The organism is Cupriavidus sp. C2SS-8b, assembly GCF_057073745.1.
In genome coordinates, this window is record NZ_CP172716.1 from 3,619,981 (window position 1) to 3,640,318 (window position 20,338).

The 20,338-nt window shown below is 67.5% G+C and carries 16 protein-coding genes; 13 read left to right on the forward strand and 3 right to left on the reverse strand.

Annotated features, from left to right (window positions below; all coding sequences use genetic code 11):
- The first annotated feature begins 33 nt into the window (after positions 1-33).
- The 7 genes from ACIGJB_RS16790 to ACIGJB_RS16820 all read left to right on the forward strand — a co-directional run bounded on the left by ACIGJB_RS16790 (position 34) and on the right by ACIGJB_RS16820 (position 7,405).
- A complete protein-coding gene (locus tag ACIGJB_RS16790; RefSeq protein ID WP_483730797.1) occupies positions 34-1,002 on the forward strand; it encodes a tripartite tricarboxylate transporter substrate binding protein in 969 nt (322 codons plus the stop codon).
- 265 nt (positions 1,003-1,267) lie between these two features.
- The gene (locus ACIGJB_RS16795; protein ID WP_483730798.1) at positions 1,268-1,741 is read left to right on the forward strand and encodes a tripartite tricarboxylate transporter TctB family protein; all 474 of its coding nucleotides are present in this window, start codon (positions 1,268-1,270) and stop codon (positions 1,739-1,741) included.
- Positions 1,742-1,766: 25 nt separating this feature from the next.
- Complete coding sequence (locus tag ACIGJB_RS16800; protein ID WP_483730799.1) at positions 1,767-3,281, forward strand: tripartite tricarboxylate transporter permease; 1,515 nt, start codon at positions 1,767-1,769, stop codon at positions 3,279-3,281.
- A 112-nt stretch (positions 3,282-3,393) separates the two neighbouring features.
- Positions 3,394-4,452 carry an AbrB family transcriptional regulator gene (locus tag ACIGJB_RS16805; RefSeq protein ID WP_483730800.1) on the forward strand — a complete coding sequence of 353 codons (1,059 nt, stop codon included), beginning with the start codon at positions 3,394-3,396 and terminating at the stop codon, positions 4,450-4,452.
- 65 nt (positions 4,453-4,517) lie between these two features.
- Positions 4,518-4,943, forward strand: a complete 426-nt coding sequence (locus ACIGJB_RS16810; RefSeq protein ID WP_483709935.1) for a PaaI family thioesterase — start codon at positions 4,518-4,520, stop codon at positions 4,941-4,943.
- A gap of 31 nt (positions 4,944-4,974) precedes the next feature.
- The gene (locus ACIGJB_RS16815) at positions 4,975-5,871 is read left to right on the forward strand and encodes a patatin-like phospholipase family protein (protein ID WP_483730801.1); all 897 of its coding nucleotides are present in this window, start codon (positions 4,975-4,977) and stop codon (positions 5,869-5,871) included.
- A gap of 64 nt (positions 5,872-5,935) precedes the next feature.
- Positions 5,936-7,405 carry a dihydrolipoyl dehydrogenase family protein gene (locus ACIGJB_RS16820; RefSeq protein ID WP_483730802.1) on the forward strand — a complete coding sequence of 490 codons (1,470 nt, stop codon included), beginning with the start codon at positions 5,936-5,938 and terminating at the stop codon, positions 7,403-7,405.
- A 27-nt stretch (positions 7,406-7,432) separates the two neighbouring features.
- On the opposite strand, the gene ACIGJB_RS16825 is transcribed toward ACIGJB_RS16820, so the two are convergent.
- Both ACIGJB_RS16825 and ACIGJB_RS16830 read right to left on the reverse strand, forming a co-directional pair.
- A complete protein-coding gene (locus tag ACIGJB_RS16825) occupies positions 7,433-8,935 on the reverse strand; it encodes a sensor histidine kinase (protein WP_483730803.1) in 1,503 nt (500 codons plus the stop codon).
- A 1-nt stretch (position 8,936) separates the two neighbouring features.
- Positions 8,937-9,623, reverse strand: coding sequence for a response regulator (locus tag ACIGJB_RS16830; RefSeq protein WP_483730804.1), 687 nt, complete (start codon positions 9,621-9,623; stop codon positions 8,937-8,939).
- Between the two features lie 252 nt (positions 9,624-9,875).
- Between ACIGJB_RS16830 and ACIGJB_RS16835 the strand changes: the two genes are divergently transcribed.
- Positions 9,876-10,934, forward strand: a complete 1,059-nt coding sequence (locus ACIGJB_RS16835) for an ABC transporter substrate-binding protein (protein ID WP_483732358.1) — start codon at positions 9,876-9,878, stop codon at positions 10,932-10,934.
- A gap of 14 nt (positions 10,935-10,948) precedes the next feature.
- Here ACIGJB_RS16835 and ACIGJB_RS16840 read toward each other — a convergent pair whose 3' ends face one another.
- Positions 10,949-11,674 (reverse strand): TetR family transcriptional regulator, encoded by a 726-nt coding sequence (locus ACIGJB_RS16840; RefSeq protein WP_483730805.1) that lies wholly within the window; start codon positions 11,672-11,674, stop codon positions 10,949-10,951.
- 570 nt (positions 11,675-12,244) lie between these two features.
- Between ACIGJB_RS16840 and ACIGJB_RS16845 the strand changes: the two genes are divergently transcribed.
- The 5 genes from ACIGJB_RS16845 (at position 12,245) to ACIGJB_RS16865 (ending at position 20,324) form a co-directional block, all read left to right on the forward strand.
- On the forward strand, positions 12,245-13,492 hold the full coding sequence (locus ACIGJB_RS16845) for an efflux RND transporter periplasmic adaptor subunit (RefSeq protein ID WP_483730806.1): 1,248 nt from the start codon (positions 12,245-12,247) through the stop codon (positions 13,490-13,492).
- 32 nt (positions 13,493-13,524) lie between these two features.
- A complete protein-coding gene (locus tag ACIGJB_RS16850; protein WP_483730807.1) occupies positions 13,525-16,680 on the forward strand; it encodes an efflux RND transporter permease subunit in 3,156 nt (1,051 codons plus the stop codon).
- A gap of 1 nt (position 16,681) precedes the next feature.
- A complete protein-coding gene (locus ACIGJB_RS16855; protein ID WP_483730808.1) occupies positions 16,682-18,172 on the forward strand; it encodes an efflux transporter outer membrane subunit in 1,491 nt (496 codons plus the stop codon).
- 117 nt (positions 18,173-18,289) lie between these two features.
- Complete coding sequence (locus tag ACIGJB_RS16860; protein WP_483730809.1) at positions 18,290-19,240, forward strand: LysR family transcriptional regulator; 951 nt, start codon at positions 18,290-18,292, stop codon at positions 19,238-19,240.
- 109 nt (positions 19,241-19,349) lie between these two features.
- Positions 19,350-20,324, forward strand: coding sequence for a Bug family tripartite tricarboxylate transporter substrate binding protein (locus tag ACIGJB_RS16865; protein ID WP_483730810.1), 975 nt, complete (start codon positions 19,350-19,352; stop codon positions 20,322-20,324).
- Positions 20,325-20,338 lie beyond the last annotated feature (14 nt).

The following is a 20,338-nucleotide window of genomic DNA, read 5'->3' on the forward strand; positions in this document are numbered from 1 at the left end:
ACGGCACATACCTACCAGGAGAAGGAGACCGTTATGCGTCGCTCGATTCACCGTTTCGCTCACGTCGTCATGGCTTCGGCTGCCGTTGTGGCCACCGTTGCCGCGGCGCCCGCCTTTGCGATGGACACCGTCAAGTTCATGATCGGCGCCAACCCTGGCGGCGGCTATGACCAGACCGGCCGCGGACTGGGCGCGGCGATGATCGCCTCGGGCGTTGCCAAGACGGCTACCTACGACAACAAGGGCGGCGCCGGCGGCACCATCGGCCTGACCCAGTTCGTCAATTCCGACAAGGGCAACCCGAACGCGCTGATGGTCGTCGGCGCGGTGATGGTCGGCGCCATCGAAACCAACCATCCGCCGGTCACGCTGAAGAACGCCACGCCGATCGCGCGCCTGTACGCCGACACCATGGTCATTACCGTGCCGGCTGCCTCGCCGATCAAGTCGATCAAGGACCTGACCACGCAGCTCAAGGCCAACCCGGGCAGCGTGAGCTGGGGCGGCGGCTCGAAGGGTTCGATCGACCACATCCTGGCCGGGCTGATCGCCAAGGACGTCGGCATCGACCCGAAGAAGATCAACTACGTGCCGTTCCAGGGCGGCGGCGAGGCCTCGGCCTCGATCCTAGGCGGCCACGTGACCGTGGGCATCGCCGGCGTGTCGGAATTCCTGCCGTTCATCAAGAGCGGCAAGATGCGCGCGCTGGCGGTGACCTCCAAGGACCGCACCGCTGATATCCCGACGCTCAAGGAGCAGGGCGTGAACGTCGAGATCTACAACTGGCGCGGTGTCTACGGCGCCCCGGGCACCACGCCCGAGCAGCGCAAGGCCATGATCGACGCCGTGGTGAAGGCAACCGAGAGCAAGGCCTGGAAGGAAACGCTGCAGAAGAATGACTGGACGCCGTTCCTGCTGACCGGCGACGAGTTCGGCAAGTTCGTCGACAGCGAATCGGCCCGCCTGGGCAGCACGCTGCGCGAACTGGGCGTAGCGAAGTAAGCAGCAAAAAGGCGCCTTTGCGCGTCTTGCAGTACGGGTCCGCAGCCCTGCGGACCCAAGCAGTGCTGATGAGTTACCTGTCGTGCCTGCCGAAGCCACTGGTGTAGACGGTGGCCCGGAAAACGGCGCGGGGCCCGGTGTCTACCACCTGCGATACCCAAACCAAAACTACATGTCGCCGGGCCCTGCGGCCGCGCAGGAACCAGAAAGCCAGCGTCGCGGACGCCAGCCACCTCCGGTTGGCGACGAAGGCCAAGGAGTCTCCATGAAACCCTCCCATCTCGCCATCGGCATTGCCGTGCTGGCGCTCTCGCTGTTCTTCTTCCTGGGCCTGTCGGGCATTTCGGGTGAAGAAGGCTATGCCGGCCTGTCGCCGCGCTTCGCGCCCACGCTGGTGGCGATCGGCCTGGCCGTATGCGGCGCGCTGCTAACCTGGCAAGGCGTGCGCGGCGGCTTCCGCAACATGCCGGAAGAAGATGCCGAACTGCCCGACGCCCCGCACAACTTCAAGGGCTTCCTGTGGGTGGCGGCGGGCCTGGTGCTGAATATGGCGCTGATCGGCACGCTCGGCTTCGTGCTGTCGTCCACGCTGCTGATGATCTGCGTGGCGCGCGGCTACGGCAGCCGCCGCATCGTGCGCGACGCCATCATCGGCCTGTGCATTACGGTGCCGATGTGGGCGCTGTTTGAATTCCTGCTCGGCATCAACCTGCCGCTGCTTCCCATCGCCGGCTTCTGAGCCCGCCTGACCCCAGGAGTCAAGAATGGATACTTTGAACCAGCTGATGCACGGTTTCGCCGTGGCGATCACGCCGATCAATTTGCTGTGGGCCCTGGTCGGCTGCTTCCTTGGCACCGCCATCGGCGTGCTGCCCGGCATCGGCCCCGCGCTGACGGTGGCGATGCTGCTGCCGCTGACGGCCAAGGTCGAACCCACTGCTGCACTGATCATGTTCGCCGGCATTTACTACGGCGCGATGTACGGCGGCTCGACCACCTCGATCCTGATGAATACGCCGGGCGAGTCTTCCACCATGGTCACGGCCATGGAAGGCAACCTGATGGCCAAGAACGGCCGCGCGGGCCCGGCGCTCGCGACCGCTGCGATCGGCTCGTTCGTGGCCGGCACCATCGCCACCGTGCTGCTGTCGATGTTCGCGCCGGTGGCCGCGGACGTCGCGCTGGAGTTCGGTCCGGGCGAGTACTTCATGATCATGCTGCTCGCGTTCACCACGGTCTCTGCCGTGCTGGGCTCGTCGCTGCTGCGCGGCATGACCAGCCTGTTCCTGGGCCTGGGCATCGGCCTGATCGGCATGGATTCGCTGTCGGGCCAGACGCGCTATTCGATGAACATCCAGGAGCTGTACGACGGCGTCGATATCGTCGTGGTCGCCGTGGGCTTGTTCGCGGTGGGCGAGGCGCTGTTCAATGCGTTCTTCCCGCAGCCGGAAGGCACGTTCAACAGGCTCAGCTCGGTCCACATGAACAAGTCGGACTGGAAGCGTTCGGTGCCGGCCTGGATCCGCGGCACCCTCATCGGCTTCCCGTTCGGGCTGATCCCGGCCGGCGGCGCGGAGATCCCGACGTTCCTGTCCTACGCCACCGAGAAGAAGCTGTCGAACCACAAGGAAGAGTTCGGCAAGGTCGGTGCCATCGAAGGCGTGGCTGGCCCCGAGGCGGCCAACAACGCCGCGGTGACCGCCACGCTGGCCCCGCTGCTGACGCTCGGCATCCCGACCTCCAACACCACGGCCATCCTGCTGGCGGCGTTCCAGAACTACAACCTGCAGCCGGGCCCGATGCTGTTCCAGACCTCGGGCGACCTGGTGTGGGGCCTGCTGGCGTCGCTGTACATCGGCAACGTGATGCTGCTGGTGCTGAACCTGCCGGCGATCGGCCTGTGGGTGCGCATGCTGCGCGTGCCGACGCCGCTGCTGTACGGCGGCATTCTGATCTTCGCCGGACTCGGCGCCTATGGCATCCGCCAGTCGTGGTTCGACCTGCTGCTGCTGTTCGTGGTCGGCCTGCTCGGCATGGTGATGCGCCGCTTCGACTTCCCGACCGCGCCGGTCATCGTCGGCCTAATCCTCGGGCCGATTGCCGAGAAGCAGCTGCGCAATGCGTTGTCGATCGGCCAGGGCGACTGGAGCCTGTTCGTGAAGCAGCCGATCTCGGCGACCATCCTGGCCATGACCGTGGCCGTGGTGGTGATTCCGCGCCTGCTGCGCTGGCATGCCAACCGGCCGTCGGCGCATGAACAGGCGGACAATGCGGCATGATAAGACCCCCGCTGTCATAAGCTGAACGAAGCCCGGCGCACGCGCGCCGGGCTTCATGCATTCCGGAACACCACAACAAAAGGCGCCGGTTCCCCCGCCAGGCCGCTGCATCATGAGTCTTTCCTCCCATCGCTGGTTACCGGTCGCGCTGACGCTGCTGCTCGGCCTGGCCGCCGCGCTGCTCTGCACCGTGCTGCGCACGCCGCTGCCGTGGATGATCGGGCCGCTGCTGTCCGTGGCCGGTGCGCGCATGGCCGGCGCGGACCTGCGTTCGCCGACGCAGGCACGCAATGCCGGCCAGTGGGTGATCGGTGCGTCGCTGGGCCTGTATTTCACGCCGGACGTGGTGGCCCGCCTGCTGGAGTTCCTGCCCTACATCGTTGCTGCATCACTGTTTGCGCTGGTACTGGGGGCGGGCGGCGCGCTGCTGCTGCGCCGGACCACGGGCGTCGCGTTCAAGACCGCGTATTTCTCCACGGCCATCGGCGGCGCCTCGGAGATGGCCAACCTGGCCGAACGCAACGGTGCGCGGATCGACCAGGTCGCCGCGGCGCATTCGCTGCGCGTCCTGATGGTGGTGGTAGCGGTGCCGGCCATCTTCCAGTACGGGGGCATCCATGGACTCGATCCGTACATTCCCGGGCCGCGCACGGTGAGCGCGCCTGGCCTGCTCGCGCTGATCGCCATCACGCTCGGCGTGGCGCTGCTGGTGCGGCGGCTCAAGATGCCGAACCCGTTCGTGATCGGCACGCTGCTGGCCGCGGCGGTGCTGACCGCTTCAGGCATCGAACTGTCGGCCATCCCGACGTGGATGAGCCGCGCCGGGCAGTTGCTGATCGGCGTGTCGCTCGGCGCGCGCTTCTCGCGCGACTTCCTGCATACCGCGCCGCGTTTCCTGTCGGGCGTAGCGCTGTACACGGTGGTGGCATTGCTGGTGTCGGCAGTGCTCGGCTGGATGATCTCCATCCTGTCTGGCGCGCACCCGGCAACGATGATCCTGGGCACCACGCCGGGCGGCATTGCCGAGATGTGCATCACCGCCAAGGTGCTGGAACTCGGCGTGCCGCTGGTGACCGCCTTCCATGTGATCCGGATGGCCTTCGTGGTGCTGGCCACGGGCCCCCTGTATCATTGGCTCAAACTTCGCGTCGCGCCGGAGGAGACGGAATAGCGGCCACCCCTTGCCGGGCGGCCACCGGGCGACAATCCCAGCGGGATAACAAGACCAGGATCGCCATGTCCGAATCCGCCGAAGGCCGCATGACCCTTGCCGACATCGATGCCACGCTGGAACGCGTGCTCGCGCCGTGGGTGCGCCAGCTCGGGCTGCGCGCCGAGGCCGTCGATGCCGCCGGCATCACGCTGCGGCTGCCGTTCCAGGAGATGTTCCGCCATGCGGGCGGCGTGGTGTGCGGCCAGGTGCTGATGTCCGCCGCCGACACGGCGATGATCGTTGCGGTAGCCAGCGCGCTCGGCGCGTTCCGGCCGATGACCACCGTTACCTTGAACACCAATTTCATGCGTCCCGTGATCGACGGCGACGTGCTTGTGCGTGCCAATGTGCTGCGCCTCGGCAAGACCGTGGTGTTCGGCGAAATCGAACTGACCGGCACCGATGGCAAGCTGGCCGTGCAGGCCACCACGACCTACGCCCTGCTGTGACGCCGCAGGCCAACGACTCTCGGAACGCCGCATGACCGCAGGCACGACCCAGCCGTTCGACCAGATCGTCTTCGCCGGCGGCGGCAACCGCTGCTGGTGGCAGGCGGGCTGGTGGGATACCGTCGCGCCTGAACTTCATTTGCGCCCCCGCGTGATCGCCGGCATTTCCGCCGGCGCGGCCACGGCATGCATGATCTATGCGCACGACTCGCAGCAGACCATGGCGTACTACCGCCAGGTGCTGTCGAGCAACAAGCGCAATGCCTACTGGGGCAACCTGCTGCGCAGCGAGCGCGTGTTCCCGCACTACGGCATCTATCGCACGGCGCTGTTGTCGATCTTTGCCGATGGGCGCCTGGCGCACCTGCAGCAGGCGCCGGAGATCCGCATCGGCGTGGCGCATATCCCGCGCTGGAGCGGGCCGCGCCTGGCCGTGGCGGCGGGCCTGCTGGCGTACAACATCGACAAGCACGTGCTCAAGACGCTGCATCCGCGGCTCGGGCGCAAGCTGGGCTTCCGCCCGGAGTTCGTGCGCGCGCAGGACTGCGGCTCGCCGGAACAGCTTGCCGATCTTTTGCTGCAATCCGCCTCCACGCCGCCGTTTACGCCGGTGCTGCGGCGTGAAGGCCGTGCGGTGCTCGATGGCGGTCTTGTGGATAACGTGCCGGTGGACGCGCTCGACGCCACGCCGGGCAATGTGCTGGTGCTGGTGACGCGGCTGTACCCGCGCCCGCGCCGTTTCGTGGTGGAAAGCGGCGGCCAGCGCCGCCTGTACCTGCAGCCTTCGCAACGCGTGCCGATTTCGAGCTGGGACTACACCCGGCCCGATGCCATGACGCACGCCTATGACCTGGGCCGCCGCGATGGAGAAACTTTCCTGCGCGATTGGCCGTCGATCCTGAATACGGAACTGAAGTCCGGCGCCTAGCCTGCTGCATGGCGCCGGTCCGATCGTTTGTCGATGCGGCCGCGAGCCGCGACAGGAGGCATGGATGAGCAAGCGCCAGACAACAACCGCCACGTCCGACAACGGACCAAGGCGGGCCCGTCAAGTCAGTGCAGAACCCGCGGTGGAACGCGTGCCGCGCGCGCGTGGCAAGAACGGCCGCACCACGCGCACCCGCAAGGCAGACTTCGTGGTCATCGGCGGCGGCTCGGCCGGCGTCGCCTGCGCGCGGCGCGCGGCGTCGCATGGGGCCAGCGTCGTGCTGGTCGAGCGCGACGAGATCGGGGGCACCTGTGTCAATCGCGGCTGCGTGCCCAAGAAGATGCTGTCGTACGGCGCCGGCTGGGCCGCGATCCTGTCCGGCTGCCTGTCGCATACGGGCGGGCACGAGGACTGGCGCGACGCCATCGTGCGCGTCAATGCCGAAGTCGCGCGGCTGAACGTAGCCTACGCGCAGCGCCTGCTCGAAGCGGGCGTCGACATTATCCGCGGCGACGCCACCGTCACCGCGCCCGATGAAGTGCGCGTGGGCGATGAGGTCATCCGCGCCAAGCGGATCCTGATCGCCACGGGCGCGCGTCCGAAAACGCTCGACATTCCCGGCGGCGAACTCGCCAGCAATTCCGATGATGTGTTCACATGGCAGACCGTGCCGGGATCGATCGCCGTGATCGGCGGCGGCTACATCGGCGTGGAGCAGGCGTCGATCCTGTCGCGCTACGGGGTCAAGGTGGACCTGATCGTTGCCGGCGACCGGCTGCTGCCGCATTTCGATGCGGAGATCGCCGAGGCGCTCGCCGGTGCGCTCGAAGCCAAGGGCGTGCGGCTGCACCTGAATGCCAGCGTCAACCTGATCAGCCAGGCCAACGGTGCGCTGGAGATCTGCTATCGCGTTCGCAACAAGCCGGGGCAGACGGAATCCGTGCGTGCGCAGGCGGCGCTGGTGGCCGTCGGCCGCATGTCGAATGTCGATGGCCTCGGCCTCGAAGCGCTGGACGTGAAGCTCGGCGACAAGGGCGGCATCAAGGTGGACCGCCAGTTCCGCAGCTCGGTGCGTTCGATCTATGCGATCGGCGATGCGATCGAAGGCCTGCACCTGACGCCGGTTGCGACGGCGCAGGGCCGCTGGCTGGCTGACCGGTTGTTCGGCCGGCGCGGCGAACGTTCCGACTTTGACTTCGTGCCGACCGCCGTGTTCTGCGAGCCGGCCATCGGCGCAGTCGGCCTGACCGAGGCCCAGGCCATCGAAGAGGCCGGCAAGCCCGAGCGCATCCGCACCGTGGTCAAGCGCTTTGTTTCGCTGGAGAACCGCTTCGGCGGCAATGCGCTGCAGTCGGTGTTCAAGCTCGTGCTGAATGCGCGCACGGGGCGCGTGCTCGGCGTACACCTGATGGACAACGCGGCGCCGGAGATCGTACAGGCGATGGCGGTGGCGTTGCGGCTCGGGGTGCGCGAATCGCACCTGGAGACGACGCTGCAGCTGCATCCCACGGTGGCGGAAGAACTGTTCGGCTGACGGGATGGCTTAGCGGACAGGGGCCTGTCACGCGCCCTGTTCGCTGACGGGCAGCTTCAGCAGTGCCCTGACGCCCTGCCCTTGCGATCCTTCGGTGAGTTCGACGGTGCCGCCAAAACGCGCGGCCATTTCGCGCGAGATGGCCAGACCGAGTCCCGAGCCCGGTTCCGTGTTGCCGACGCGCCGGTAGAAGCGCGCGAATACCTTCTCGCGCTCGTTGACGGGAATGCCCGGCCCATCGTCCTCGACCATCAGGCAGGCGGTCTGGTCGATGCGCTGCGCCGACAGCGTGATACGGCTGCCGCGCGGCGAATACTGGATGGCGTTGTGGACCAGGTTGGCCAGTGCCTCGCGCAGCAGTGCCGCGTCGGCGCGCACGGGCAGCTTCAGGCCCGGCGTCGGCTCCCAGCCGAAGTCCTGCTGCTTGCCGCGCGCGAGCGGCAGGTAGTCCAGCGCGACCTGTTCGGCCACGGTGACGGCATCGAAGATATCAACGGAATCGACGGAAGCGACGGCCTGCGCGGCGGCTTCGCCATGGTGCTGCCGTACCCGAGCCAGCGCGAGCAGCTGGTTGGTCAGCCGCGCGGCCTGTTCCAGCTGCGTGACGATGCCGCCGACCGCTTCGCCGGCGGCCTGGCGCGACGCCGGGTCGTCGCCATGCGCACATAGCTGGCGCTGCGCAAATTCCGCCTGCGTCTTGAGGATGGCCAGCGGCGTGCGCAGCTGGTGCGCCGCATCGGCGATGAATTGCGCCTGCGCCTGCGCCATCGCTTCGGAGCGCGCGACGTGCAGGTTCACGGCATCGACCAGCGGACTGACTTCGATCGGCACGCGGCTGAACGCGAGCGGCGTGAGGTCATCGGGCGAGCGGGCTTCGACATCGTCGCGTACCCGTGCCAGCGGGCGCAGCACGTAGGTCACGCCGCCGACCAGGATCGCCGCGCTCAGCACGATCAGCAGCAGGTCGCGCGCGAGCGCGCTGCGCCAGACCTTGCCGATCAGCGCGGTGCGCGGCTCGGAGGTTTCGGCGACCTGGATGATGACGCGCATGCGCGCGTCGGGCCGGTACACGGGGCGCGCCATGGCGGCGATGCGCACGGCCTCGCCACGGTAGTCGTCATCGTCGTAGAAGCGCGGCTGGTTGCTGGCGAGAACGCCTTTGGGCAGCGGCAGGTCGTCGTAACCGGTGACGGTTTCAATGGCGCCCGCACGTTCGAGCGAGACGCGGTAGTACACATGGGTCTGCGCCGCCGTCTCGAACATCTCCATGGCGGCGTCGGGCAGGGAGAGCTGGACGCTGTCGCCGGCCATGCCGATGGCGTTGTCGATGGCGCGGATCGAGCCGTACAGCGAGCGGTCGTAGGCGGTGTTGGCGGCATCGCGCAGCGTGCCGTAGGTGAGCCACGTGTCGATCGCCATCATGGCCGCCAGCGCCGGCACCAGCAGCAGGAGCAGCTGGCGGCGCAGGCTGCCGCGCCGCCATAGCAGGATCGGGTGCCGCGCGCGCAGGCGCAGCTTGCGTGGCCACATATCAGGCGGCCGGGCCGGCCGGGGCTTCGGGCTCGAGCAGGTAGCCGAAGCCGCGCAGCGTGACGATGGTGACGCCGTGCCCGGCCAGCTTCTTGCGCAGGCGGTAGACCAGCACCTCGATGGCGTCGGGGCTGACGTCGGCGTCGAGCGAGAACACCTTGTCGAGCAGCTGCGCCTTGGTCAGCGGCTGGCCGCTGCGCGCGAGCAGCGCGCCGAGCAGCGTCGATTCGCGCGGCGTCAGCGCCAGCGGCTGGCCGTCGAGCGTGAAGCCGCGGCTCTCGCCGTCGAACACCAGCGTGCCGCATTGCAGGCGCGGGTGCGCGCGGCCGCGGCTGCGGCGGATCAGCGCCAGGATGCGGGCTTCGAGTTCGGCAATGGCGAAGGGCTTGGGCAGGTAGTCGTCGGCGCCGAGGTTCAGGCCGCGCACGCGTTCGTCCAGCGTGTCCTGCGCGGTGAGGATCAGCACCGGCGTGCGGTCGTCGCGCGCGCGCATGGCCTTGAGCACGGCCAGTCCGTCCTTGCCGGGCAGGCGCAGGTCGAGCACGACGACGTCGTACTCCTCGGCCACCAGTCGCGCCTCGGCCTGCAGGCCGTCGGTCACGTGCTCGATGACGAAGCCGCCCTGCTCCAGCGCGCGGGCCACCCAGCGCGCCAACTCCACTTCATCTTCCACCAGCAGGATGCGCATGCTGGTCTCCTCCGGCAGGTTCTGTTCATGCGGTCCACAGGCCGCGGGCGCCTATAATACCCCCGCCCTGCCGTTACCGGCGCACGTTGCGCCCGCCCTTCGTTGCCGCTCCGCACCATCGTGTCCCAGCGCCTGACCACGCCGCCATCCGAACCCGCACTGCTGCAAGCCCCCGCCTCGGCCCTTCGCCGGCAGCTGCTGGCCGGCGCCGCGCTGGCCCCGCTCGCGGGCGGGTCGCTGGCACAGGACGCCATGCCGGCGCCGCCGGCCAGCTATCCGTCCGAGTACGAGGTCACCGTCGCGCGCGCCATGCGCGAGGGCGCGGTCCATGTCTATGCCTCGACCGATCTCGACGTGGCGCAGCCGCTGATCCGCGCGTTCGAGGCGCGCTACCCGGGCATCCGCGTGCGCTACGAGGACCTGAACACGATCGAGCTGAACCAGCGCTTCCTGGCCGAGAGCGCGGCGCTTGGCAAGGCCCAGCCGGCGCCTGACTCCGCCTATGCCGATGTGCTGTGGAGCACCGCCATGGACCTGCAGATCAAGCTGGTCAATGACGGCTACGCGCAGCGTTACGAGTCGCCCGAGCGCAGCGGCCTGCCGGGCTGGGCGGTGTGGCGCGATGAAGCCTGGGGCACGACGTTCGAGCCGGCGGTCATCGTCTACAACCGCAACCACTTCGCCGGCACGAAGCCGCCCGGCAGCCGCAGCGGCCTGGCGCGCCTGCTGCAGGAGCATGCGCCGCGCTGGCGCGGCAAGGTCGTCACCTACGATGTGGAGCGTTCCGGGGTCGGCTACCTGCTGGCGCAGCAGGACGCGCGCATGGGCAGCGAATTCTGGTACCTGGCGCAGGCGCTCGGGCGCGCCCAGGCGCGGTTGTCGGCGTCTACCGCAGACATGATCGAGCGCATCGCCAGCGGCGAATTCGTGCTCGGCTACAACCTGCTGGGTTCGTACGCGCTCTCGCTGATGGAGCGCGGCGCCGCCATCGACGTCATCGCGCCGCGCGACTACACGCTGGTGATGTCGCGCGTGGCTTTTATCGCCCGGCGCGCGCCGCGGCCGAACGCGGCGCGGCTGTGGCTGGATTTCCTGCTCTCGCGGGAAGGGCAGACGGTGCTCGGCAAGGGCGCTTCGCAGCTCTATACGGTGCGCACCGACACCGAGAGCCGGCACACGGCGGCGGCGCTGTCGGAGCGGCTGGGCTACGCGTTGCGGCCGATCAGCGTGGGACCGGGCCTGCTGGCGGCGCAGGATACGCTGCGCAAACGCGCGTTCCTGGCGCGCTGGCGCGACGCCATGCGCGGCTGATTCCGGTCAGGCGGTCAGGTTGCCAGGGGGCACGCTCCGCCCTGCCCGGCTTTTTCGCACAGCGTGGACAGTTCCCGGTCCAGCGCGGCCATCGGGCGCGGCACATAGCCCAGGCGCAGCGCGGGGGAATACCTGAGGGTATCGATAAAGGCGTCCGCCAGGCGCTCGGCATTGGCGTCCAGGTCAAAGTCCTGCGGCGAGAACAGCCAGTGTGCCAGCACGCCGCCGATGGCGGCATGGAAGGCGTTCACGGCCAGGTCAAGGTCCAGGTTGGCCGGCAGCTGGTCGCGCTCCACCGCCAGGCGCAGGTGCTCGCGGATCTTCACCATGCCTTCCTGGTGCGACTGGCGCTGGCGCTCGAAGATGGCGCCGTTGTCCTGCACCATCTCGCACTTGTGGAAGATGATCTCGAACACGCGCCGCCAGCGCGGGTTGACCACGGTCTGGCGAAAGACAAAAGCGCAGATGTCGCGGATGCCGCCGAGCGGATCTTCCTGGCGCGCGATGCGCTCGGGATCGCAGAGGGCTTCCACCGGCAGGTTCACGCGGTCGCACATGGCGGCGAACACGTCGCTCTTGTTCTTGAAGTGCCAGTAGATCGCGCCACGCGTAACCCCAGCCGCCTCGGCGATGTCCGCGAGCGACGGGCGCGCGACACCGCGCGCGTGGAACACGGTTTCGGCCGCGTCGAGAATCCGGTGGCGTGTTTCGAGTGCCTCTTCCTTGGTGCGTCTGACCATCTCTATCTCTGGTGCCGGCCTTCAGGCCGGTCAGTTTTGCTCTCCCTGGCGCGGCTGTTTTCACAGCCGCACTTGCTGGTGGCCTGCACCAACGGGTCGTTATCGTTACTTCCGTAATACAGCCGGGCGCGAACCGCTGCGCCGACGGGCGCGCATCGTAACCCGTCCGGAACGGGTACGCATCGATTCAACGCCTGAACGGTGATTCCGTTGCACACAGTCAGCCGGAAAACGCAAGGCAGGCGCCTAATACCCCGCTTTGCTGCACAGGCTTAACATACATGCTTGAATGTATATATAATACTCGCTTGCCCGACGTTCGGCCAGCACGCTGGTTTGTGCGCACAGACGCACCATCGCCATCACTGACCGGTCGGTCATCCATACCATTCATCAAAGAAAAAGCCGCATTCGTCGCTTCGTCATTGCTGTGACGCTTCGTTTGGCTAGCATCACGCTTTTTCCGCTGCCGGGCACGCAGCGGACCGCATCGCGCCCCGGTTGCCCCAATGACAAGCAGGCATGCCGGGCCGGCGCGGCAGATCTCAAAATTTCATCATGGGGTTATCGATGAGGAAGTCCCAACGTATCCATTGCGTTGCCGTCGCCGCGTTGTCGGCGCTGGCGCTGACCGCTTGCGGCGAGAAAAAGCCACAGGGCGGCGCCATGCCCCCGCCGGAAGTGGGCGTAGTCACCGTGACGCCGTCGTCCGTCGCCATCGTCAATGAATTGCCGGGCCGCCTGGAAGGCGTGCGCACCGCGGAAGTGCGGGCGCGCGTGGAAGGCATCGTGCTGTCGCGCAACTACACCGAAGGCGGCGAAGTGAAGGCCGGCCAGGTCATGTTCCGCATCGACCCCGCGTCGTACCAGGCGCAGCTCGCGTCGGCCAAGGCCCAGCTCCAGCGTGCCGAGGCCAACGCCGTGTCGGCGCGCCAGAAGGCCGAGCGCTACAAGCCGCTGGTCGCCGTCAACGCCGTCAGCAAGCAGGAATATGACGACGCCGTGGCCGCCGCGGGCCAGGCCAATGCCGACATCGCTGCCGCCAAGGCCGCCGTGACCACCGCGCAGATCAACCTGAGCTACACCACCGTGACCGCGCCGATCAGCGGCCGCGCGGGCCGTGCGCTGGTGACCGAAGGCGCGCTGGTGGGCAAGGGCGAAGCCACCAAGCTGACCGTGGTCGAGCAGGTCGACCCGATCTGGGTGACGTTCACGCAGCCGGCCGCCGAAGTGACGCGCCTGCGCCGCGCCATCGAATCGGGCTCGGTCAAGGGCGTGGATGGTGGTGCCCGGGTGCACCTGTATGTGGAAGACGGGCGCGAGTACAGCCAGACCGGCAAGCTGCTGTTCTCGGACATGACCGTGGACCCGACCACTGGTGCCATCACGCTGCGCGCGCAGTTCCCGAACCCGAAGCGCGAGCTGCTGTCCGGCACGTTCGTGCGCGTGAAGATCGAGCAGGGCGTGGATGAAAACGCGATGACCGTGCCGCAGCGCGCGCTGATCCGCAATGCCCAGGGCGCCAGCGTGCTGGTGGTGGGCAATGACGGCAACGTGGCTGCGGTGCCGGTCAAGGCGCCGCAGGCGATCGGCGACCGCTGGGTCGTGACCGAAGGGCTCAAGGGCGGCGAGAAGGTGATCGTCGAAGGCCTGCAAAAGGTCAAGGTGGGCGCGCCGGCCAAGGCCGTGCCATTCCAGCCCGCCGGTGCTCCGGCGCCTGCCAAGCAGGCTTCGGAGCCGCAACCGGCTTCGGACAGCAAGGCCGGCGCCAAGGCGGAAGCCCAGGCTGACGCCAAGTCCGACGCCAAGCAAGGCTAAACCCAGCGCATCAGACAGAGGGAGCCAGTTTTATGGCCAAGTTTTTCATCGACCGGCCGGTGTTCGCGTGGGTGCTCGCGCTGATCATCGTGCTGGGCGGTCTGCTGTCGATCGCGCAGTTGCCGATCGCGCAGTACCCGAATATCGCCCCCCCGACGATCTCGGTCTCGGCCACCTACCCGGGTGCGTCGGCCAGGACGCTCGAGGACTCCGTCACCTCGGTGATCGAGCAGGAGCTCAACGGCGCGCCGAACCTGCTGTACTACCAGTCGACCAGCGAGTCGTCGGGCCTGGCATCGATCACCATCGCGTTCGCGCCGGGATCGAACGTCGACCTGAACTCGGTCGAAGTGCAGAACCGCCTGAAGCGCGTCGAGGCGCGCCTGCCGGCGGAAGTGCGCCAGCAGGGCGTGCGCGTCGACAAGGCGGGCAACAACTACATGATGTTCCTGACGGTGTCGTCGAAGTCCGGCGATGCCGATGCCATCCAGCTCGGCAATTACGTCTCGTCGCAGGTGATCGACTCGATCCGCCGCGTGCCGGGCGTGGGCCAGGCCGATCTGTTCGGCACGGAATACGCCATGCGCGTGTGGCTGGACCCGGCCAAGCTGACCGGCTTCAACCTGACGCCGCTTGACGTCACCGCCGCGGTGCAGGAGCAGAACATCCAGGTCGCCGTGGGCGAACTCGGCGGCACGCCGTCGCCCAAGGGCACGGAGCTGAACGCCACCGTCACAACGGAAAGCCGCCTGACCACGCCGGAGCAGTTCGGCAATATCCTGCTGCGCACGAATCCGGATGGCTCGTCGGTCCGCATCAAGGACGTCGGCCGCGTGGAGCTGGGCGGCGCCGATTATTCGACGCTCGCCCGCACCAACGGCAAGCCGTCGGCGGCCATCGCCATCAAGCTGGCCCCGACCGGCAACGCGCTGGCCACGGCCACCGCGGTGCGCGCCAAGATGGAAGAGCTGTCGAAGTACTTCCCGGCGGACTACCAGTACAGCGTGCCTTACGACACGTCGGCCTTCGTCAAGATCTCGATCGAGGAAGTGATCAAGACCCTGCTCGAAGCCGTGGTACTGGTGTTCCTGGTGATGTACCTGTTCCTGCAGAACTTCCGCGCCACCATGATCCCGACGCTGGTGGTGCCGATCGCGCTGCTGGGTACGTTCGGCGCGCTGCTGGCGTTCGGTTTCTCCATCAACGTGCTGACCATGTTCGGCATGGTGCTGGCGATCGGTATCCTGGTGGATGATGCGATCGTCGTGGTGGAAAACGTCGAGCGGATCATGAGCGAGGAAGGACTCTCGCCACGCCAGGCCACGCGCAAGGCGATGGGCCAGATCACGGGCGCCATCGTCGGCATTACGCTGGTGCTGACCGCGGTGTTCATCCCGATGGCGTTCTTCTCGGGCTCGGTGGGCAATATCTACCGCCAGTTCTCGCTGTCGCTGATTGCATCGATGGCGTTCTCGGCGCTGCTCGCGCTGACGCTGACGCCGGCGCTGTGCGCGACGCTGCTCAAGCCCGTCGAGGCCGGCCACCATCACGAGAAGAAGGGTTTCTTCGGCTGGTTCAACCGCACCTTCGCGCGCGCTTCCACGAGCTACCAGGGCGTGGTGGCACGCGTGCTGGCGCGCAGCGGCCGCTACCTGATCATCTACGCGGTCATCATCGCTGGCGTGGTGGTGCTGTACAAGCGCCTGCCATCGTCGTTCCTGCCTGACGAAGACCAGGGCTACATGATCACCGTGGTACAGCTGCCCAACGGCGCGACGCAGGACCGTACCATCGGCGTGCTCAAGCAGATCGAGGACTACTACCTGCAGAAGGAAAGCAAGGTGGTGGACCAGATGATCACGGTGGCGGGCTTCTCGTTCTTCGGCCGCGGCCAGAACGGCGGTATCGCGTTCGTGCGCCTGAAGGACTGGAAGGAGCGCACCGGCGCGAACGAAACCGCGCAGGCGCTGGTGGGCCGTGCGTTCGGCGCGCTGTCGTTCATCAAGGATGCGATCATCTTCCCGCTGAATCCGCCGGCGATTTCCGAACTCGGCAACTCGTCGGGCTTCGACTTCCGCCTGCAGGATCGCTCGGGCCAGGGCCATGCGAAGCTGATGGAAGCGCGCAACATGATGCTCGGCATGGCGGCCAAAAACCCGGTGCTGGTGGGCGTGCGCCCCGAAGGCCAGGAAGATGCCGCGCAGCTGCAGATCGACATCGATCGCGAAAAGGCGAAGGCGCTTGGCGTCACGGTGGCGACCATCAATTCGACGTTGTCGATTGCGTTCGGCTCCAACTACGTCAACGACTTCATCTATGAAGGCCGCGTACGCAAGGTGATCGTGCAAGCAGAAGGGGCTGACCGCCGCCTGCCGGACGACCTGACCAAGCTGCGCGTGCGCAACAGCAATGGCGACATGGTGGCGTTTGCCGCGTTCGCGACCTCGAAGTGGGTCATGGGCTCGCCGCGCCTGGAGCGCTACAACGGCATGCCGGCGGTGAAGATCGCGGGCCAGGCCGCGCCGGGCCACAGCACTGGTGAAGCGATGCGTGCGATGGAGGAGAATTTCGCCAAGCTGCCGCCGGGCTTCGGCTTCGAGTGGTCGGGCCAGTCGTATGAAGAACGCCTGGCCGGTTCGCAGGAGCCGATGCTGTACACGCTGTCGCTGATCATCGTGTTCCTGTGCCTGGCCGCGCTGTACGAAAGCTGGTCGATCCCGTTCTCGGTGCTGCTGGTGGTGCCGCTCGGCGTGCTCGGCGCGCTGCTCGGCGTGACGCTGCGCGGCATGCCCAACGACGTGTACTTCAAGGTGGGCCTGATCGCGACGATCGGTTTGTCGGCGAAGAACGCCATCCTGATCGTGGAATTTGCCAAGGACCTGCAGGCCCAGGGCAAGGGGCTGATCGAAGCCACGCTGGAAGCGGTGCACCTGCGTTTCCGACCGATCCTGATGACGTCGATGGCGTTCATCCTGGGCGTGCTGCCGCTGGCGATCGCCACCGGCGCGGGCTCGGGCAGCCAGCGTGCCATCGGTACCGGCGTGATGGGCGGGATGATCACGGCCACCGCGCTGGCGATCTTCCTGGTGCCGGTCTTCTTCGTCGTGGTGCGCAAGCGCTTCAAGGGCAGCGAGCGCCAGCACGAGTTCGAACGTGCGCGCCTGACCGCAGCGCAGGAGGACAACTGATATGACCAAGACACTGACCACGCTGCTGCTGGTGGCCGGCGTTCTGACGGGCTGCACGCTGGCGCCGAAGTATGAGCGCCCGGTGCCGCCGGTGGCGGCCGGCTTCCCGGCCGCGCCGGAAGGCTATGCCACCGCCGAAGTGAAGACCGGCGAGACGCGCCGCGCCGCCGATATCGGCTGGCGCGAGTTCTTCCGCGACCCGCGCCTGCAGGCGCTGATCGCCACCTCGCTGGAAAACAACCGCGACCTGCGCACCGCCGCGCTGCGCATCGAGGAAGCGCGCGCGCAGTACCAGGTTCAGCGTGCGGACCTGCTGCCGACGGTGAACGCCAATGCGGGCTATACCCGTGCCCGCACCACGGCCGCCCAATCGGCGACCGTGCTCGGGCAGTCCGGGGTGACCGACGTCTACCAGGCCAACCTGGGGATCTCGTCCTACGAGCTCGACTTCTTCGGCCGCGTGCGCAGCCTGTCTAACGCGGCGCTGGCGCAGTACTTCTCCACCGAGGAAGCGCATCGTTCGGCGTATATCTCGCTGGTGTCGGAAGTGGCCAAGGCTTACCTGTCCGAGCGTTCGTTCGCCGAGCAGTACGAGATCGCTCGGGACACGCTCAAGGCACGCGAGAGCACTTACTCGCTGGCGAAGCAGCGCTTCGACGTCGGCGCGACGTCCGCGCTGGACCTGCGCGACAACGAATCGCTGGTCGCGCAGGCACGCGTCTCCGCGGCGCAGCTGGCACGCCAGCGCGCGCAGGCGCAGAACGCGCTTGAGGTGCTGGTGGGCAAGCCTGTCGGCGCCATCGAGAACCTGCCGGAGCCGATGCGCCTGTCCGACGAGCGCATCATCAGCGATATCCCCGAAGGTTTGCCTTCGGATTTGCTGGAGCAGCGCCCCGATATCCGCCAGGCCGAGCAGCAACTGCTGTCGGCCAACGCGAACATCGGCGCGGCCCGTGCGGCGTTTTTCCCGCGCATCACGCTGACCACCAGCGTTGGCACGATCAGCCCGACGTTCTCGAACCTGTTCGATTCCGGCACCGGGGCGTGGTCGTTCGCGCCGCAGCTGACGCTGCCGATCTTCGACTACGGCCGCAACAAGTCGAACCTGGACCTAGCCAATGTGCGCAAGAACATCCAGATCGCCAACTACGAGAAGACCATCCAGACGGCCTTCGCGGAAGTGGCTGACGCGCTGGTGGCACGCGGCACGCTGGAAGACCAGGTGACGGGACAGGAGCAGGTGCGCAATGCGGAAGCGGCGCGCTACGAGCTGGCGCGCCTGCGCTTCCGCAGCGGCGTGGCCAGCTACCTGGATGAGCTGGATGCGCAGCGGCAGTTGTTTACCGCCGAGCAGGCGCTGATTCAGGCACGGCAACTGCGGTTGAACAACTCGATCGATCTGTATCGTTCGCTCGGTGGCGGAATGAAGGAGACGGGCGAGGTCGCGCAAGCGCCGGCCCCGGCTGCACCGGCGGGAACGGTCACGCAGTAAGGTTGGCCCTGACTGCCTGATGTACGGCGCACTTTGGTGCGCCGTTTTTTTATCGTGGGTCCGATTGTGCCGATAATGCGATGTCCCCATCCGTCGACTCGACCCGACCCCGTTCCCATGCACATTCGCTGGCTTGAAGATTTCATCTGCCTGGCCCAGGCCGGCAGCCTGGCGCGTGCGGCCGAGCTGCGCAACGTGACGCCGCCTGCGTTCGGGCGGCGCATGCAGGCGCTGGAGGTGTGGGCCGGCGCGCCGCTGATCGATCGCAGCGCGTTCCCGGTCCGCCTGACCGCCGAGGGTCGGCAGTTCCTGGAAGCCGCGCAAGGCGCGCTGCAGACGCTGGAGGAGGCGCGGCTCGCGCTGCGTACGGCGCATCGCGCCGACGCCAGCACGCTGACCATCGCCACGGGCAAGACACTCGCGCGTTCGATGGTGCCGGCCTGGCTCGCCGGCCTGCGCCATACGCTGCGCAACGACAAGGCAGCTGCCGGCTTCCGCACACGGCTGTCCACGTTTCCGATGCACGACGCGCTCGCGATGTTCACCGAGGGCGATGCCGATTTCCTGTTGTGCTACAGCCCGCCGGATATTCCGGTGATGCTCGACGATGCGCGTTATCGCTTCCACATAGTGGGCGTGGAGCGGCTCGTGTGCGTGAGTGCTGCGGACGCGCGCGGCGCGCCGCAATTCCGCTTACAGGCCGGCAAGAGCGCCGCAGGCACGGCTCCCACGCCGATGATCGCCTATGCCGACAGCCTGACGCTTGGGCGCATGGTCAACCAGGAGATCGAGCGCCGCAAGCTCGCCAGCCGGCTCGACGTGATCGCCGTCAGCGACTTCGCCGAGTCCGTGCACGAGATGGTGCGCCAGCGCATGGGCCTGGCCTGGCTGCCGGCGCGGCTGATCGCGGACGATCTCCACGCCGGGCGCCTGGTGCGTGCCACGACGGGCCGCGGCGCGGACGAGGCCGACCTTGCACTTGAGATCCGCCTGTACCGCCAGCGCGCGCCGATGCGGCCGCTGGCCGAAGCGTTCTGGGAAGCCGCAGTCAGCGAACCGCGGGGCTGAGGCATTGCCAAAACGGCAACCCCCGTTGCCAAAGCCGCAATCCATCGCCCCGCCCCATCTCTACCATCGGCCCAGCGTCATCCCCATTCCAAAAATCCAATCCAGAGCCATGACCACGAAGACCCTGCTGCGCGCGGCTGCCGCCGCCACCCTCGCCTTCTCCGCGCTTGCCGCCCACGCCTCCGGCTGGCCGGCCAAGCCCATCACGCTGGTGGTCGGTTACACCGCCGGCGGCAGCGTCGACCTGGTGGCGCGCACGGTTGCGCCCGAACTGGGCAAGCGCCTGGGCCAGAGCGTGGTCATCGAGAACTTGGGCGGCGCCGGCGGCACCATCGGCGCGTCCAAGGTGGTCAAGGCGGAGGCAGATGGCTACACGCTGCTGATGGGCTCGGGCAGCGAAGTGTCCATCGCCCGACTGACTAACCCAGCCGTGCGCTATGACGGCGAGAAGGACCTGGCTCCGATCACCTTCGTCGGCACGCAGCCGATGGTGCTGGTCGGCAAGACCGCGCTGCCCGCAAAGAACGCGGCGGAGCTGATGGCGCTGGCCAAGGAGCAGCCGGGCAAGCTGTCGTATGCGTCGTCGGGCGTGGGCACGCCGCTGAACCTCGCGGGTGAGCTGATCAAGCAGCAGGGCCACGTCAACATCACGCACGTGCCGTACAAGGGCGCTTCGGCCATGGCGACCGACCTTCTCGGCGGCCAGATCGACCTGGCGGTGATGGTGCTGTCGTCGGCGCTGCCGCATATCCAGGCTGGCCGTGTGAAGGCCTACGGCGTGACCGAGGCCAAGCGTTCCGGCGTGGCGCCAAACGTGCCGGCATTGGCGGAAACCCCGGCGCTCAAGGGCGTGGACATGGGCGTGTGGTTCGGCTTGATGGGTCCCGCCGGCACACCGCGTGCCGTCATCGACCGCCTCAACACCGAGATGCAAGCCGTGCTCGCCATGCCTGAAGTGAAGAAGAAACTGGCCGAGGCCGGCGTGGAAGTGGCGCCGGCCAATCCGGCCCAGTTCGGCGCGTTCATCAAGCGCGAGACCGGCCGCTATCGCACCATCGTTCAGACCGCCGGCATCCGCGAATAAGCCGTTATTCCCGC